Origin of the sequence: Endozoicomonas sp. ALD040 (assembly GCF_049275945.1) — a bacterium.
In the GTDB taxonomy this organism is placed as follows: domain Bacteria; phylum Pseudomonadota; class Gammaproteobacteria; order Pseudomonadales; family Endozoicomonadaceae; genus Endozoicomonas_A.
This window is the reverse complement of record NZ_CP184829.1, coordinates 2,222,510-2,237,902: the sequence shown is the minus strand read 5'-3', so window position 1 is coordinate 2,237,902 and position 15,393 is coordinate 2,222,510. Positions and strand designations below refer to the sequence as shown.

The window sequence follows — 15,393 nt, the reverse complement described above, 5'->3', positions numbered from 1 at the left end:
ATAATGGCAGGCGCAAAAGAGATCCGGACGCAGATATCGTCCATTAAAGGTACGCAGAAGATCACCAGCGCCATGGAAATGGTGGCGGCGAGTAAGATGCGTAAAGCTCAGGAGCGGAGAGAAACCAGCCGCCCTTATGCCGAGCGTATCCGTCAGGTTGTAGGGCATGTTGCTCACGCCAATGCCGAGTACAAACACACCTTCATGACAGAACGTGAGGTGAAGCGTGTCGGTTTTATCATCGTTTCCACGGATCGGGGCCTCTGTGGAGGTCTGAACATCAACCTGTTCAAGAAAACCATTGAGAGTATGACTCAGTGGAAAGATCAGGGTGCTGAAATAGATCTTTGCCTGATCGGCAGCAAGGCTGTTGGATTTTTCCGTAGTTACGGCGGGAACGTCGTAGCAGCCACAACACATATTGGTGACTCACCCAACATTGCTGATCTGATTGGTGGTGTAAAAGTGATGCTGGACAAGTACGAAAACGGTGAAATTGACCGTTTGTACGTTGTTCACAACCGCTTCGTCAACACCATGACACAGTCTCCTGAGGTATTGCAGTTGTTGCCTCTGGTTCCAGATGAAGATGAGTCACTGAAAAGACCCTGGGATTACATTTATGAACCTGATGCCAAACAATTGCTGGATGGCCTGTTGATCAGGTATATCGAGTCCCAGGTATTCCAGGCAGTAGTAGAAAATAACGCCTGTGAGCAGGCCGCGCGAATGATTGCCATGAAGAACGCAACAGATAACGCCGGCAATCTGATTGATGACCTTCAGTTGGTGTACAACAAGGCTCGTCAGGCTGCAATCACACAGGAACTGTCTGAAATCGTCAGTGGCGCTGCAGCGGTGTAACTAAGGCGGCTGTATAAAAGATTAAAGGGTAGAGGAAAGGCTATGAGTAGTGGTCGTATCTTACAAATCATCGGCGCCGTCGTTGACGTCGAATTCCCCAGGGAAAGTGTTCCCAAAGTCTACGACTCTCTGAACGTCGAAGACAAAGATCTGGTACTGGAAGTTCAGCAACAGCTGGGTGACGGTATTGTTCGTACTATCGCCATGGGTTCCACCGAAGGTGTATCCCGCGGTCTCACAGTGGCTAACAGTGGTGAACCGATTCAGGTACCTGTAGGTACCAAGACTCTGGGTCGTATCATGGATGTTCTGGGTAACCCTATCGATGAGAAGGGCCCTATCGGTGAAGAAGAGCGAGCGTCCATCCACCGTAAACCACCCACCTATGCAGAGCAATCCGCTTCCAACGAATTGCTGGAAACCGGTATCAAGGTTATCGATCTGGTCTGCCCTTTTGCGAAAGGGGGTAAGGTCGGTCTTTTCGGTGGTGCCGGTGTTGGTAAAACCGTAAACATGATGGAGCTGATCCGTAACATCGCTATCGAGCACTCTGGTTTCTCTGTTTTCGCAGGTGTTGGTGAGCGTACTCGTGAGGGTAACGACTTCTACCATGAGATGACCGATTCCAACGTAATCGACAAAGTATCTCTGGTCTACGGTCAGATGAATGAGCCACCCGGAAACCGTCTGCGCGTTGCTCTGACAGGCCTGACTATGGCTGAGAAATTCCGTGACGAAGGTCGTGATGTACTTCTGTTCATCGACAACATCTATCGTTACACCCTGGCGGGTACTGAAGTATCTGCTCTGCTGGGTCGTATGCCATCTGCGGTAGGTTACCAGCCGACTCTGGCAGAAGAGATGGGTGTACTGCAGGAGCGTATTACTTCCACCAAGACCGGTTCTATCACCTCTATCCAGGCCGTGTACGTACCTGCGGATGACTTGACTGACCCGTCTCCGGCGACCACCTTCTCGCACCTGGATGCGACCGTTGTACTGAGCCGTGACATCGCTTCCAAGGGTATCTACCCTGCGATCGACCCTCTGGACTCTACTTCCCGTCAGCTGGACCCTCTGGTCATCGGCCAGGATCACTACGACGTGGCTCGTGGTGTGCAGACCGTACTGCAGCGTTACAAAGAGCTGAAAGACATCATTGCAATTCTGGGTATGGACGAACTGTCTGAAACAGACAAGCAGACAGTAACACGTGCCCGTAAAATTGAGCGTTTCCTGTCTCAGCCATTCTTTGTTGCGGAAGTCTTCACCGGTGCACCTGGTAAGTATGTTTCCCTGAAAGACACCATCAGTGCCTTTAAAGGTATTCTGGCCGGTGAATACGATCACCTGCCAGAGCAGGCGTTCTACATGGTGGGTGGCATCGAGGAAGCAATCGAGAAAGCCAAGTCCATGTAATGGCCGGGACGCTCTGCTTTTGAGGAGCGTCACCCCGTGCCGGGAATGGTTCAATCATTTCCGGTCTACCGTCCATGCGAGGACATAAGAGGAGGTGACACAAATGGCGATCACGGTTCACTGTGACATCGTTAGCGCCGAGGAGGAGATCTTCTCCGGACTGGTAGAGATGGTTATTGCTACCGGTTCTCTGGGTGACCTGGGTATTGCCCCTGGCCACACGCCTCTGCTGACTGATCTGAATCCGGGTCCAATCCGCCTGATCACCCAGGGCGGCGCAGAAGAGGTGTTCTACATCTCAGGTGGATTTCTGGAAGTGCAGCCTAACCAGGTTAAGGTTCTGGCTGACACGGCTCTGCGTGCAGACGATATGGATGAGCTTGCTGCTGAAGAGGCCAAGAAACTGGCTGAACAGGAGCTGACTAATCAGAGCGGTGAGTTTGATTACTCCCGTGCAGCCACTCAGCTAGCTGAAGCCGCTGCTCAGCTGCGTACTCTGCAGGCCATTCGCAAGAAGCTTGGTAAATAAGCAACTTGTGTCTTATAAAAAAACCCGGTTTATTCCGGGTTTTTTTATACCTGTAAAAAATCACCCGCGCGGGTACAACGGGATTGAAGTATTTTGTCTTTTTTATTGCTGCATGAAAAACCGGAAACCGTTGCTGCCTAGGTTATTTTCCAAAGAAGGAAGATCGGGTAATTCATCAACGTTAATGATATTGGGTTGACCGGGGAACGGATCTTGCTGATAGGCAAAAGTCCAGTGGTTTGTATTGATGAATACTAAGATCAACGCATTATCGATATGTTGAGGTACATCGGCAGGGTCAATGTCTTCCGGCTGGCCCTGGTTCCACACAGTCACCTGCAAATCAGAGCTGTGGTTGAATTGCGGGTGTATTACAACAACGCTCCTGCCGAATGCCAGTGAAGCGAAGGCAGCCATGGATATGTCAACCCAGCCGTCTGGCCCGTCTGATGATATCTGGGCTAGAAGTTCAGGGGCTAAGGACATAATGCTTTCGGGAACATAACCCTGGTAGTTTGAGGGGGACGCAAGAAAGATTTGTAATGCACGTCTTATGCTTTCTTCATCGTAACCCGGTAATTGCTGTGCTAATGCATGGGTAAAGCAGTGTCCATCGCCGGGAGTATCGCCCAGTGTCAGCTGTTTTTGTTCGAGAAGTTCATTGAGTTGCTTGGCATATTCAGACCCGTCTGTGGTAGTCGTTTGTAGTTTTTGGTGGATGGCAGATAGCTGCTGTGCAATATCTTCACGCGCCAGATGGTTAAATATGAATTTTCTTTTATAACCATCTATGTAATGCATATGGGGATGAACCGTTGCGTCGCCAACGCCGATCGCATGAAAGATCAATGTCCATAGTGCGCTGTGCAGCGGAGAGTAGCTATAAGCAGCAATGAAATTTATGGCATCAATTTCACTGTAACCGGGGCGCAGAAAACCAATGCTGAACATCACCTGCAGCATTTTCGAAATACTTATGTCATCAGTGTCAAGCTTGGCAATCCCTTCATTGAGCAACTCTGGTGCTGTAATGGGAGAGTTTACAACGACCTCCTTGATTCCTTCTGGAAGTCTATTACTACCCGCGCTAACCATAAAGAACCCCCGGGGTTTCTCGCTGTCATCCCTGCTGCGATGATCGGCATTGAGATCTGAGAAATCAGGTGTCGATGTAAAAGAGGGGACATGATTTTCTGTACTAAACCATTGTTGTTGGGTTTGCCCGTTTTTATATTTGTTCGCAGAGTTTTTCAGAGCTGAGTAGCTGACTCCACTGAGCGTAACAGAATCCTGGGGGTTAAAGGGCAATTGAGTCTTATTCTGATCCGGAAGCAATCGCAGTAAAGCATTAATATTTGATATGTGCCGGTTGACAAACAATCTCAGGGCCTGCTCTTGTTCCTGTGCAAATTTCCGTTGCTGTTCCAGCTCCCGGTCCGGGTCCCGCATGAACCTCATTGTCTTTCTCTGTCGCAGCCAGGGAACTGAGCTCATGTAAGTTGATTTTATGGTTTCATACACAGCCCCCTTTAGTTGAATGACCGAGCTGGATAATTTATGCAATTCCCAGGCAGCCAGTTCTTTCTCGCCATCGATTGGCTTGTTCTCAATAATGTCTAACAGCTCAGCTGTTGTCATATTATCGAAGTTAGTGGTGCTTAGTGCTTGTGATAAACGTTTATACAGATCAGCCAGAGTGAAAACCATACCCAGATGAAGTGCATCGTTGAGCCTTCCAACGAATTCTTTTTCCTGATCAGTCAACTGTGTCCATATTTCTTCTGATTCCTGATTGCTTCCTGTTGCCGGATCTGTCTGCATTGGATTACTAACTGGTGTTACCGAATAGGCCAGGAGAAAGTCGTTTTTCGGTTTTGTTACAGAGCCCCCATTGTCAATGAGTATAAGCCTTATTTGCATAGCCATTGAATAAAGCTCTGATGTATTGTCTCGTTTTGAAAAAAAACCGGGAAGCGGATAGATAATGTCTGAATTAAGAAGCTGTATCAGTTTTTCGGGGTATTCAGTGAAGTACTGAAAAAGTAGCCCGGTTATATCGGTTTTATCTTCAACGTTTATGCGGTTAACAAACTGCCAGAAAGAAGGCGTGGCATTGGGATCTTCAGGCTCATATTCAAGCAGGTCGTGAAGGCTTATCACGTTAGAGGCCTGAGTTGTAAGGCGTCCGGTGGACCTTTCCAGTTCAAGGTAACGATAGATTTTATTATTGTAATCGACTCTTGTCAGGTCCTCCCTGACATGGGTGTAAAAATTAAAATGGTCTCTGCATTTCAACCAATGGGCATAGCCATAGGTTGCAGGTAATAGTTTTTTAGCTGAATCAGCACAATGGCTGCTTTTAATCAGCAGAGAGATATCCAGCAGTTTTTTTCTTACCAGCTGATAATAGTGCTTTTGTTCTTCATTTTCTGCCTGAACCGGAGAGGCTGTATACAAAAGAGCGAGTACAAGTGCTTTAAATTGAGGTTTTTTTAATACAGCAGCTATTAATAAAGTTCTTGTTAACGCTGCCCTCAGCTTTTTAATATCCATAGTTTCTTATATCCTGTTTATGATTTTATTTAAGGCTGACAATTATAGTTGAAATTAATAAAAGTGCCGGTATTGCTAATTTTGCGTAAATAAAACCCACCACCCTAATCAGGAATAAATTGTTTGGCACGTAAATCCTAAATTGACACCCTCTAGTTCGGTGGGGTCTCACGCGAATTGAGCATAAATGCTGATTTTAATAAGGGAGAAGCAGACAGAGACTATATAGGGTTATTTCTTTATCAAACTATAAAATCATTGAACGCATATGCCATGCAACAGACTTCATAAGAATCAGTTTTTATAAATCGTTTATATACAATTTGCCGCTGAAATAAACGCTATACTCTCAGCTTTCCCCAGTATTACGGGGCCTTTTATTTCTGGATTCTGGGCTTTACTGCAGTTGCCGCCGAGGAGCTTAAATATGAAACAAGTTTTAAGGGCTTTTCCTGTGACGTTGTTATCCATTTCTGTTATTTACAATGGAATAGCTCTTGCTGGGGTGCAAAGCTCTCTAGAGTACACGTATTCATATTTGAGTAACTATAAAAAGTTTATTACTGAGCTGTGTTTTATGGGGGGGGTTGATGGGTTAATGTTTGGAATAGGTTTTATGCTCGGGCGCAGTGCTGCTGAAGAAGCGGAAGCGGGCGAGAACGCGGAGAAAAAAAATCCACGGGATTTCCCATTGAGTCATGGTACTGTCAGCAGCAATTTAAATGCGGTAATGCGGACCACGCCAGTAACTCAGTATTACCAGAAAACAATTATCAACCAGTACAATCTGGTTCCATTTAATATTAGTGATGATAACTATGCTGACCCAGAGAAAAAGCTGGAGTACCTCTGGGCAAGGGCTACTTTCCTTGATGTCTATCCCAAGGACCTTATTAAAGGTGACCTCGAGCCAGCACTGTTTCCATTAAACACTGCATACGATCTGGCTTATACCTACGGGTCTGCAACCGAGCTTTGTAACTCTCCACTGCCGAAACCTTTAACCAAAAAATTCCGCTGCAATGATCAGCAACTGACCGGATTTTGTCGAATCAAGTTCATGCTCAATGGCAAGATCAGTACTCTGGTTGGTATGTTGGCCAACACACCCGATAATGTCAGCGGATGCCTTTTATCCAGCCGAAAAAGAGATAATTTCCTGGTGTCGTTGGGGGGTGAAACTCTGTTACCCAGAGATATTCTGGTCACCGACAAAAAGTATTATCAGATTAATGTTACATATGACAATGTCTCCTATCGATTTCAGGATTGGCTCTTGAATCTACCACCCTTTGCATCAACAGTGCTGTTATCTGGAAGTTTGCGTCATGAAAGTCTGTGCAAAGATGGAGTCAGTCCTGGAGTCCAATGGTACAACGATGGCGCTCATAGCAGCGAGAATCGATGCGAAGGCCTGGCAGCTGAGGCAGAGCCAGCAGGCAAGATATCCCACTTTATCCCTGTACGACAGAAAGCTGATAAAAGCAGACCGTCTCCTGTGGTATGGCAGAAAGTGCCATCACAACAAGACAAAGGGACAGTCAGCATCGAAGTTCAGAAATACTTTTGTTCCCCCAGAAAGCCTTACAAAGAATTTATACTGGGCTCCTTGGCAGGAGAGGGACCTGATAAATATTGTAGATACATTGGTACCAGTGGAAAAAGTGGTTACGTTGCTACCAATCAGAATGGCAGTACTGCTTCTGATTACCTGACTCCCTTGGTTGACGCTAACATTCGCTGGCAGGCTTTTGAGAGTGAGCTGCCTGATAAGGCTGTTATTGCCGGATATAGCTATTCAAGTTCAGGCAAAGAAGTTAGCAAAGTGCCGCAATATTTTTGTCGTTTTATGAACAATGGTTTCAATACCTACGGAAAGTATTTTAAGGAGGGCAAAGTCTGTAAAGCTTCATTTGCAACGCCGAGTGGAGACTCCCACGCTCTAGTTGATTCAAAGACCTTTGAAATTCTGGTCGGGGAATGACGGAATCAGTTGAAAGGGAAGTGTGTATTCCTGAAAATCTTTGAAACCAACTGGTCAGGTACTTTGTTCATAAGGATCAGTTTTTACAAATCATTTCTATACTATTTGCTGTTGGAGTAGACACTACACTCTTGGCTTCTTTGAGAGTTATTGTGGAGGAGCTTGGCTATGAAGCGAGTTTCACGGGCTTTATCTGTGCTGGTGTTATCTATTGCTGTCACTAACAATGCTATCGCTGTGGTTGGAGTGCAAGGCCGTGAGTTGCTTACGTACTCGTATTCACAACAATTAAAGGATTCAAAGTTATTTAGGGTACTGGCTATATTGGGCTTATCTGTGTTCGTTTTTGAGGTGGGGTTCTCGGTTGGGCATTATTCTACGCTATATGCTTTAGATCTTGAGAAAGCTGACAAAGCTGACAAAAAGAGTCCCGATAATCCACCATTGGCGCAGAGTAATGTCAGTCCCGGTTTCAGAGAGCCGATGCGTAGCACGCTGGCTACTGAGCATTATCAGAAAACCATTATCGACCAATATAACCTGCTTCCTTTTAATCTCAGTGAAGATAACTATACCGACTCAAATAAGAAGTTGAAGTACCTGTGGGCAAGAGCGACTTTTCTTGATGCCCAACCCTTGCATCATAATGAAGGTGACGTCCAACCAGCTCTAATTCCATTAAACACTACCTATGATCCGGCTAATCCCTACGGATCTGCAGACGAGTTTTGTATTTCTCCATTGCCGGCACCTTTAACCAAAAAGTTTCGCTGCAATGACCAGCATTTGACCGGATTCTGTCGTGTTAAGATCGGCGGGATCGGTAGATTGGTTGGTATGCTGGCTAATACACCTGATAATGTCAGCGGATGTCTGTTATCAAGTCGAAAAAGAGACAATTTTCTGGCATCTTTGGGGAGCGAAACTGTGCTACCCAGAGATATTCTGGTTACCGACAAAAAGTATTACCAGATTAATGTTATTTACGGCAATACCACCTACCAATTTCAGGAATCGCAGGGGCATCCGGTACCCTTTGCGTCAACAATACTGTTGTCTAAAAGTTGGCGTCACGAAACCTTGTGTAAAGACGGTGCCAGTCCCGGGACTGAATGGTACAACGATGGTGCTCATAGCTGTGGGCATGGGTGCGCAGGCCTGACGGCTGATGCTGACTCAGTAGGCGATGTGTCCCACTTTATTCCTGTACGACAGAAGGCTCATAAAAGCAGACCATCTTCCGTAATATGGCAGAAAGTGCCGTCACAAGTAGGTAAAGGCATAATCAACACCGAAGTTCAGGAATACTTTTGCTCCCCCAAAAAGCCTTATAAAGAATTTATACTGGGCTCACTGGTAAGAGAGGGGCCTGATAAGTATTGCAGATACATTGGTACCAGTGGAAAAAGTGGTTATGTTGCTACCAATCAAGATGGCAGCATCGCTTCCGATTACCTGACTCCTGTGGTTGACGGTAATATTCGCTGGCAGGCTTTTGAGGCTGAGCCGCCTGATAAGGCTATTATTGCCGGGTATAGCTTTTCTAGTTCAGGCAAAGAAGTCAGCAAAGTGCCGCAATATTTTTGTCGTTTTATGAACAATGGTTTCAATACCTACGGCAAATATTTTAAGAAGGGCAAAGTCTGTAAAGCTTCTTTTGCAACACCGAATCGAGACTCCCACGCTTTAGTCGATTCAAAGACCTTTGAAATCCTGGTCAGGGAATGATGGGCCCAATTAAAAGGAGGTTGCAGGCAAAATATTGACCTCCCTTTTGATGATGGTTTCTGGCAATGTAACACCGATAAACTACCCTGCTCTAGGTGGCGGGATATAAGACCCGAAGAGATTAATTAAACACCTCGAATTATGAAGAGTGACTCACTCCAGTTAATTATCATTATGAACACTTATGTTTCTGAAAGCCTTCAGCAGCAAGGGCTGCATGTATTCTTCGCAAAAAATTAGGTGTAATCCGATCTTTTGAAAAAGGCGGCTTAAGGGGTAAGCTATGTCTATCGGTCGGGGCTGAAGATGTATCGACTCGGTAGCCAGAGTGTCATTTCAAGAGCAGTAAATTGTAGTTGTTGGCAGTTATCCTGGTGAGTGCAGTTATGCACAACTCGCTGAACGGAGTTTCCATCTTTCTAGTGGAATGTTTAGCGATGTTTTTAAGTCTTTTGTTTCTCTTTCTTGAAACAATCGCTTGACAACGAGTGGCGTCAAGGTAGTATAGTCGCCTCACTGAACAGTGCTGGCAGCTGGTTTAGTCGATTAAAACCTTCTTGTTTTAATCCGGTTCTTTAACAAATTATCAGACAATTCGTGTGGGCGCTTGTGGGAATAGCATCGGTCAACAGAGCTTTGCTCTGAAATGATTTAAATGCTGATCAAGCAAGCGAACATACCCTTAAATTCTATGAGAATTTATCTTCTCATAAAGAGTTTCATGTACGTTTAATTGCAAATGATTGAGCAGCGGACTGTTTTCGGACAGGAAGCAAAACGATTTAAACTGAAGAGTTTGATCATGGCTCAGATTGAACGCTGGCGGCAGGCCTAACACATGCAAGTCGGGCGGTAACAGAACTAGCTTGCTAGTTGCTGACGAGCGGCGGACGGGTGCGTAACACGTAGGAATCTGCCCGGTAGTGGGGGATAGCCCGGAGAAATCCGGATTAATACCGCATACGCCTTAAGAGGGAAAGCAGGGGACCCGTTTCTTTTATAAGGAGCGAACCTTGCGCTATCGGATGAGCCTGCGTCGGATTAGCTGGTTGGTGGGGTAAAGGCCTACCAAGGCGACGATCCGTAGCTGGTCTGAGAGGATGATCAGCCACACTGGGACTGAGACACGGCCCAGACTCCTACGGGAGGCAGCAGTGGGGAATATTGCACAATGGGCGCAAGCCTGATGCAGCCATGCCGCGTGTGTGAAGAAGGCCCTAGGGTTGTAAAGCACTTTCAGCGAGGAGGAAAGGTTCAAGGTTAATACCCTTGAGCTGTGACGTTACTCGCAGAAGAAGCACCGGCTAACTCCGTGCCAGCAGCCGCGGTAATACGGAGGGTGCGAGCGTTAATCGGAATTACTGGGCGTAAAGCGTGCGTAGGCGGCTTGTTAAGTTGGATGTGAAAGCCCCGGGCTCAACCTGGGAACGGCACCCAAAACTGGCAAGCTAGAGTGCGGAAGAGGAGTGTGGAATTTCCTGTGTAGCGGTGAAATGCGTAGATATAGGAAGGAACACCAGTGGCGAAGGCGACACTCTGGTCTGACACTGACGCTGAGGTACGAAAGCGTGGGGAGCAAACAGGATTAGATACCCTGGTAGTCCACGCCGTAAACGATGTCTACTAGTCGTCGGGGATCTTGCATTTCTGGTGACGCAGCTAACGCGATAAGTAGACCGCCTGGGGAGTACGGCCGCAAGGTTAAAACTCAAATGAATTGACGGGGGCCCGCACAAGCGGTGGAGCATGTGGTTTAATTCGAAGCAACGCGAAGAACCTTACCTGGCCTTGACATCCTGCGAACCTTTTAGAGATAGAGGGGTGCCTTCGGGAACGCAGTGACAGGTGCTGCATGGCTGTCGTCAGCTCGTGTCGTGAGATGTTGGGTTAAGTCCCGCAACGAGCGCAACCCTTATCCTCAGTTACCAGCACTTCGGGTGGGCACTCTGGGGAGACTGCCGGTGACAAACCGGAGGAAGGTGGGGACGACGTCAAGTCATCATGGCCCTTACGGCCAGGGCTACACACGTGCTACAATGGTGCATACAGACGGTTGCCAAGCCGCGAGGTGGAGCTAATCTGAGAAAGTGCATCGTAGTCCGGATTGGAGTCTGCAACTCGACTCCATGAAGTCGGAATCGCTAGTAATCGTGAATCAGAATGTCACGGTGAATACGTTCCCGGGCCTTGTACACACCGCCCGTCACACCATGGGAGTGGGTTGCTCCAGAAGTAGCTAGCTTAACCTTCGGGAGAGCGGTTACCACGGAGTGATTCATGACTGGGGTGAAGTCGTAACAAGGTAGCCCTAGGGGAACCTGGGGCTGGATCACCTCCTTAAACGAAGACCGACCTTCCATAAGCGTTCACACGAATTGTTTGATTATCAGTTGTCAGTTGACGGTGGTCAGTTGGCAGTTGTTAGTTTTGTTCTTTAACAATGTGGAATCCAAACTTAAATTAAGCTGAGTTGATTTAAAAGACTTTGGTCTTTTAATGAAATTCTTGCTGAGACACTCTCAAGTGTAGGGCGTATCAGTGGCCGGTTGTCAGTTGACAGTTGCCGGTTACTGAAGATCGTTAAAGGTAGTTATTGCCTATAACCATCAGTTGCCACGAATCGACTGACCACTGGTCACCGACAACTGACAACTGAGATCTCGAAGAGATCGCTTTGGGTTATATGGTCAAGTGACTAAGCGTACACGGTGGATGCCTTGGCAGTCAGAGGCGATGAAGGACGTGGTAATCTGCGAAAAGTCTTGGGGAGCCGATAAACAGGCGTTGATCCAGGAATGTCCGAATGGGGAAACCCACTCACACAAGTGAGTATCCTTTACCTGAATACATAGGGTTTAGGAGGCGAACCCGGGGAACTGAAACATCTAAGTACCCGGAGGAAAAGAAATCAACCGAGATTCCCCCAGTAGCGGCGAGCGAACGGGGAGTAGCCCTTAAGCAATTTTTGGTTTAGCGGAACACTCTGGAAAGTGTGGCCATAGTGGGTGATAGCCCCGTACGCGAAAAGCCAGTTATTGTGAAATCGAGTAGGACGGCACACGTGAAATGTTGTCTGAACCGTCTTTTCGGAGACAAGGGGGGACCATCCTCCAAGGCTAAATACTCCTGACTGACCGATAGTGAACCAGTACCGTGAGGGAAAGGCGAAAAGAACCCCGTTGAGGGGAGTGAAATAGAACCTGAAACCGTGTACGTACAAGCAGTGGGAGTCAGTGGTCAGTTGTCAGTTGTCAGTTGCCAGTAGGCAAGCGACAGCAGATGACTGATTACCAGGTCGTCAAGTTGGAAAATACGGGCAGATTTGCAGAGGTGTTGAAATTGACGCTGAACAAAACTGACCACCGACAACTGACAACTGGCCACTGATGACTGCGTACCTTTTGTATAATGGGTCAGCGACTTATTTTCTGTGGCAAGGTTAACCGTATAGGGAAGCCGTAGCGAAAGCGAGTCTTAACAGGGCGTCCAGTCGCAGTGAATAGACCCGAAACCGGGCGATCTATCCATGAGCAGGTTGAAGATCAGGTAACACTGATTGGAGGACCGAACCCACTGTCGTTGAAAAGCCAGGGGATGACTTGTGGATAGGAGTGAAAGGCTAATCAAGCCCGGAGATAGCTGGTTCTCCTCGAAAGCTATTTAGGTAGCGCCTCGTGTCTCACCATCGGGGGTAGAGCACTGTTTGGGCTAGGGGGCCATCCCGGCTTACCAACCCCATGCAAACTCCGAATACCGATGAGTGCAATCACGGGAGACACACGGCGGGTGCTAACGTCCGTCGTGGAAAGGGAAACAACCCAGACCGTCAGCTAAGGTCCCAAAGTAATAGTTAAGTGGGAAACGATGTGAGAAGGCCCAGACAGCCAGGAGGTTGGCTTAGAAGCAGCCACCCTTTAAAGAAAGCGTAATAGCTCACTGGTCGAGTCGGCTCGCGCGGAAGATGTAACGGGGCTCAAACTATTCACCGAAGCTACGGGGTTCAGTTGTCAGTTTACAGTTGTCAGTTGGCAGTATGAGAAGTAAGTATGCAGCGATTTGAAGATTTAGAAGTATTTCAACGGGCCTATAAGCTTTCTTTGAAAGTTCACAAGCTCTCGCTGGAATTTCCGAGAATTGAACAAATGCATGGACTTGCTGATCAGATGCGCAGAGCCAGTAAAGGAATCTGTGCAAATATTGCTGAAGGACATGGGAAACTGATCATCTCAAAAGCAGAGTTTCGAAGGTTCATATTGATGGCTATCGGATCATCTGACGAAATGAGAGTTTGGTTAAGGTACTGCCTTGATCTCAATTACATTGACGATCAGCAATGGCAAGACCTCAAAACCGAATACAACCAAGTCAGTAAGATGTTGGTTAGTTTGCACAAGAGTTTTAAATAACTCAGTTCAAACTGACAACCGACAACTGCAAACTGACAACTGAACCGGTAGAGGAGCGTTCTGTAAGCCGTTGAAGGTTCACCGGAAGGTGGGCTGGAGGTATCAGAAGTGCGAATGCTGACATGAGTAACGATAAAGGGAGTGAGAGGCTCCCTCGCCGGAAGACCAAGGGTTCCTGCGCAACGCTAATCGGCGCAGGGTGAGTCGGCCCCTAAGGTGAGGTCGAAAGACGTAATCGATGGGAAACAGGTTAATATTCCTGTACCCCTTTTGACTGCGATGGAGTGACGGAGAAGGCTAGGCCAGCAGGGCGATGGTTGTCCCTGTTTAAGGTCGTAGGCTGTGGACTCAGGCAAATCCGGGTTCACAAAGCCGAGAACTGATGACGAACCCACCAAGGTGGGGAAGTGGTTGATGCCAGGCTTCCAGGAAAAACTTCTAAGCTTCAGGTCAAGAGGGACCGTACCCGAAACCGACACAGGTGGTCAGGTAGAGAATACCAAGGCGCTTGAGAGAACCTGGGTGAAGGAACTAGGCAAAATGGCACCGTAACTTCGGGAGAAGGTGCGCCGGCTTTGGTGATCGGGCTTGCCCCGTAAGCTGAGGCTGGTCGAAGATACCAGGTGGCTGCGACTGTTTATTAAAAACACAGCACTGTGCTAACACGTAAGTGGACGTATACGGTGTGACGCCTGCCCGGTGCTCGAAGGTTAATTGATGGGGTTATCTTCGGAGAAGCTCTTGATCGAAGCCCGAGTAAACGGCGGCCGTAACTATAACGGTCCTAAGGTAGCGAAATTCCTTGTCGGGTAAGTTCCGACCTGCACGAATGGCGTAACGATGGCCACGCTGTCTCCACCCAGGACTCAGTGAAATTGAAATCGCTGTTAAGATGCAGTGTATCCGCGGCTAGACGGAAAGACCCCGTGAACCTTTACTACAGCTTCACAGTGGATCTTGATGTTGCTTGTGTAGGATAGGTGGGAGGCTTTGAAGTGTGGACGCCAGTCTGCATGGAGCCAACCTTGAAATACCACCCTGGCAATATTGAGGTTCTAACCCAGGTCCTTTAGCAGGATCGGGGACATTGTGTGGTGGGTAGTTTGACTGGGGCGGTCTCCTCCCAAAGAGTAACGGAGGAGCACGAAGGTTGGCTAAGCACGGTCGGACATCGTGCGGTTAGTGTAATGGTACAAGCCAGCTTGACTGCGAGACGTACATGTCGAGCAGGTACGAAAGTAGGTCATAGTGATCCGGTGGTTCTGAATGGAAGGGCCATCGCTCAACGGATAAAAGGTACTCCGGGGATAACAGGCTGATACCGCCCAAGAGTTCACATCGACGGCGGTGTTTGGCACCTCGATGTCGGCTCATCACATCCTGGGGCTGAAGCCGGTCCCAAGGGTATGGCTGTTCGCCATTTAAAGTGGTACGCGAGCTGGGTTTAGAACGTCGTGAGACAGTTCGGTCCCTATCTGCCGTGGACGTTGGAAGTTTGAGGAGAGCTGCTCCTAGTACGAGAGGACCGGAGTGGACGAACCACTGGTGTTCGGGTTGTGTCGCCAGACGCATTGCCCGGTAGCTAAGTTCGGACGGGATAACCGCTGAAAGCATCTAAGCGGGAAGCCCCCTTCAAGATGAGACTTCCCTGGCCGCAAGGCCCATAAGAGACGTTAAAGACTATGACGTTGATAGGCGGGGTGTGTAAGCGTTGTGAGGCGTTGAGCTAACCCGTACTAATGACTCGAGAGGCTTGACCATATAACGCCAAAGCGATTTGCGCAGCGAAGCTGCCAGCAAAAGCTGGAAGCTTGAAGCCGTACACAGTGAACGAGAGTGTTGAGCAAGAATAGACGACACAGCTTAAAAGAGATTTGGATTCCAGAGCCTTAGTTTTCGAGAAACAGCTT

General features: G+C 47.9%; 6 protein-coding genes and 2 rRNA genes. 7 read left to right on the top strand and 1 reads right to left on the bottom strand.

Going from position 1 to position 15,393, the window contains the following annotated elements; genetic code table 11:
* Positions 1 to 3: 3 nt before the first annotated feature.
* The 3 genes from atpG to ACOJUN_RS07465 all read left to right on the top strand — a co-directional run bounded on the left by atpG (position 4) and on the right by ACOJUN_RS07465 (position 2,812).
* A complete protein-coding gene (gene atpG, locus ACOJUN_RS07475; RefSeq protein ID WP_422136033.1) occupies positions 4 to 864 on the top strand; it encodes a F0F1 ATP synthase subunit gamma in 861 nt (286 codons plus the stop codon).
* Between the two features lie 42 nt (positions 865 to 906).
* A complete protein-coding gene (gene atpD, locus ACOJUN_RS07470; RefSeq protein WP_317144281.1) occupies positions 907 to 2,283 on the top strand; it encodes a F0F1 ATP synthase subunit beta in 1,377 nt (458 codons plus the stop codon).
* Between the two features lie 103 nt (positions 2,284 to 2,386).
* Complete coding sequence (locus tag ACOJUN_RS07465; protein WP_422136032.1) at positions 2,387 to 2,812, top strand: F0F1 ATP synthase subunit epsilon; 426 nt, start codon at positions 2,387 to 2,389, stop codon at positions 2,810 to 2,812.
* Between the two features lie 102 nt (positions 2,813 to 2,914).
* On the opposite strand, the gene ACOJUN_RS07460 is transcribed toward ACOJUN_RS07465, so the two are convergent.
* Positions 2,915 to 5,365 (bottom strand): OTU domain-containing protein, encoded by a 2,451-nt coding sequence (locus tag ACOJUN_RS07460; RefSeq protein WP_422136031.1) that lies wholly within the window; start codon positions 5,363 to 5,365, stop codon positions 2,915 to 2,917.
* Positions 5,366 to 5,792: 427 nt separating this feature from the next.
* Here ACOJUN_RS07460 and ACOJUN_RS07455 point away from each other — a divergent pair, with 427 nt between their 5' ends.
* From ACOJUN_RS07455 to ACOJUN_RS07440, 4 genes are all read left to right on the top strand, one after another.
* Positions 5,793 to 7,349: a hypothetical protein gene (locus ACOJUN_RS07455; protein WP_422136030.1), complete on the top strand. Its 1,557-nt coding sequence runs from the start codon at positions 5,793 to 5,795 to the stop codon at positions 7,347 to 7,349.
* Positions 7,350 to 7,517: 168 nt separating this feature from the next.
* Positions 7,518 to 9,077: a hypothetical protein gene (locus ACOJUN_RS07450; RefSeq protein WP_422136029.1), complete on the top strand. Its 1,560-nt coding sequence runs from the start codon at positions 7,518 to 7,520 to the stop codon at positions 9,075 to 9,077.
* 784 nt (positions 9,078 to 9,861) lie between these two features.
* Positions 9,862 to 11,417 (top strand): 16S ribosomal RNA (locus ACOJUN_RS07445).
* A gap of 345 nt (positions 11,418 to 11,762) precedes the next feature.
* A 23S ribosomal RNA gene (locus ACOJUN_RS07440) occupies positions 11,763 to 15,244 on the top strand.
* The 16S and 23S rRNA genes sit together here, the layout of an rRNA operon.
* Positions 15,245 to 15,393: the final 149 nt, after the last annotated feature.

Excerpts from the sequence above, each read along its gene's own strand:
- atpG (WP_422136033.1), top strand. The coding sequence starts at position 4 with ATGGCAGGCGCAAAAGAGATCCGGACGCAGATATCGTCCATTAAAGGT.
- atpD (WP_317144281.1), top strand. The coding sequence starts at position 907 with ATGAGTAGTGGTCGTATCTTACAAATCATCGGCGCCGTCGTTGACGTC.
- ACOJUN_RS07465 (WP_422136032.1), top strand. The coding sequence starts at position 2,387 with ATGGCGATCACGGTTCACTGTGACATCGTTAGCGCCGAGGAGGAGATC.
- ACOJUN_RS07460 (WP_422136031.1), bottom strand. The coding sequence starts at position 5,365 with ATGGATATTAAAAAGCTGAGGGCAGCGTTAACAAGAACTTTATTAATA.
- ACOJUN_RS07455 (WP_422136030.1), top strand. The coding sequence starts at position 5,793 with ATGAAACAAGTTTTAAGGGCTTTTCCTGTGACGTTGTTATCCATTTCT.
- ACOJUN_RS07450 (WP_422136029.1), top strand. The coding sequence starts at position 7,518 with ATGAAGCGAGTTTCACGGGCTTTATCTGTGCTGGTGTTATCTATTGCT.